The sequence below is a fragment of the Microcystis sp. M49636_WE2 genome (assembly GCF_030065375.1).
Lineage (GTDB): Bacteria > Cyanobacteriota > Cyanobacteriia > Cyanobacteriales > Microcystaceae > Microcystis > Microcystis aeruginosa_C.
Window position 1 is genome coordinate 1 of the sequence record NZ_JASJFG010000316.1, and the last position, 1,679, is coordinate 1,679.

The 1,679-nt window shown below is 41.8% G+C and carries 2 protein-coding genes and 1 pseudogene; 1 reads left to right on the forward strand and 2 read right to left on the reverse strand.

Annotated features, from left to right (window positions below; all coding sequences use genetic code 11):
* Window positions 1-78: pseudogene (locus PX484_RS07585) on the forward strand (imidazole glycerol phosphate synthase subunit HisH); the annotation flags it as partial.
* Here the strand turns inward: PX484_RS07585 and PX484_RS07590 are convergent.
* Both PX484_RS07590 and PX484_RS07595 read right to left on the reverse strand, forming a co-directional pair.
* On the reverse strand, window positions 67-819 hold the full coding sequence (locus PX484_RS07590) for an ABC transporter ATP-binding protein (RefSeq protein WP_287667751.1): 753 nt from the start codon (window positions 817-819) through the stop codon (window positions 67-69). The pseudogene PX484_RS07585 and the gene PX484_RS07590 overlap by 12 nt on opposite strands.
* Before the next feature lie 97 nt (window positions 820-916).
* Window positions 917-1,679 (reverse strand): branched-chain amino acid ABC transporter permease (locus tag PX484_RS07595; protein WP_288103347.1); only part of this gene is annotated, 763 nt, incomplete at its 5' end.

Below are 1,679 nucleotides of genomic sequence, written 5' to 3' on the forward strand. Positions count from 1 at the left end.
GAAAAATCCTCGACTAATGGCTTAAAAATTCTGGCTAACTTTGTTGAACAGGTGCAAAAATTAGCTTTAGTCTCCTAAATAAGCCTTTAAAACCCGCTCGTTTTTTTGGATTTCGCTGGGAATGCCATCGGCTAAATTTGTCCCTTCTGCTAATACCCAAACGTAGTGACAAAGGGACATAATCACATCCATATTATGCTCGATAATTAAAAAGGTAATTCCCTGACGATTCCATTCGATAATATGGTCGCTGATTTGACCGATTAAAGTGGGATTAACTCCGGCGGCTGGTTCATCTAATAAAATTAATTTTGGCTCGGTCATTAGCACTCGGCCAATCTCTAATAATTTACGCTGTCCTCCCGATAAAGCCCCCGCATAATCGTGCGCTTTTTCCCCCAGACCGATCGAATCTAATATGTCCAAAGCTTTGTCACGATTTTCCTGTTCCTGTTGGCGAATTTTTGCCCCCTGAAACCAGACTTTGAGAAAATTTTCGCCCGTTTGTCCAGGACTAGCTAAGAGCATATTTTCTAACACCGTTAATCGGGATAATACCCTGGCGACTTGAAAAGTTCTTACACATCCTTTTAGGGCAATTTGATAGGGAGGCAGCTGATGAATGGGCTGACCATCAAGAAAAACTTCCCCTTTATCCGGGCGAATAAAATTAGATAAAAGGTTAAAAAGTGTAGTTTTGCCGGCTCCATTTGGTCCGATTAACCCGGTGATGCTGCCCTGCGGCACATCCAAATAAGCATTATTGACGGCGCGAATGCCTCCAAAACTTTTCGATAATCCTTTGGCAGAAAGTAACATATATAAATTATGAATTATGAATTATGAAGTGGGAAGTGTTTTCAGTGAAGAGTAATCGATGAACTGATAACTGATAACTGATAACTGATAACTGAAATTATTTTCCCAAAGTTAACTCCTCTTTTTTGCCGAGGATACCCTGGGGGCGCCAGATCATTAAAACCATGAGCAGCAGACCGATAATCATAATCCGTAAAGCCCCTAATTGGCTATCATTAAAAATATCTAATTGGGGCAGAATAAAGCGAGTCAGGGAATCGTAAGCCCAGAAAATTACTGCTCCTAGTAAGGTGCCGGCATTGCTACCAGAGCCACCGAGAATGATAATAATCCAAGCGTTAAAAGTCAATAACGGCTCAAAATTAGTCGGGTAAATAGTGGTTAATTGCCATGCTAAAAAAGCCCCGGCTAAACCAGCGATCGCACCGCCTAACATCAAAGATTGTAACTTATACCAAAAGACATTTTTTCCCAAAGCCCGGGGAATTTCTTCATCTTCCCGAATCGCTTTGAGGATGCGTCCCCAAGGCGATCGCAAAAGTAATTCTAAACCAGTATAAACGAGAGCGAGGAGTATTAAAACTACCACCATCAGCCCCGCTTTGTAATTATAATCATTCAAGGCAATTACACCGTTTATATACAGAAAAAGCAGTATTATCGCCCCTAACAACCCCCAAAAGATTAAAGCTCTCTTTTGCGTCGGTTGATAGCTTTTACCGCTAATTTGCCCCGCTTCGCGCCATTGTCGTTGCAGATTGCGCCCCAATTGCCAGAGAGCAAAGATAGCAAGCAGGGTAAACAGGGCAATAATTAATAATTTGACGGGAAAACTGGGATTTATATCCAAAGGTAGGGGA

Bases quoted from the DNA above. Each gene is read 5' to 3' on its own strand.
- PX484_RS07590 (WP_287667751.1), bottom strand. From the start codon at position 819: ATGTTACTTTCTGCCAAAGGATTATCGAAAAGTTTTGGAGGCATTCGC.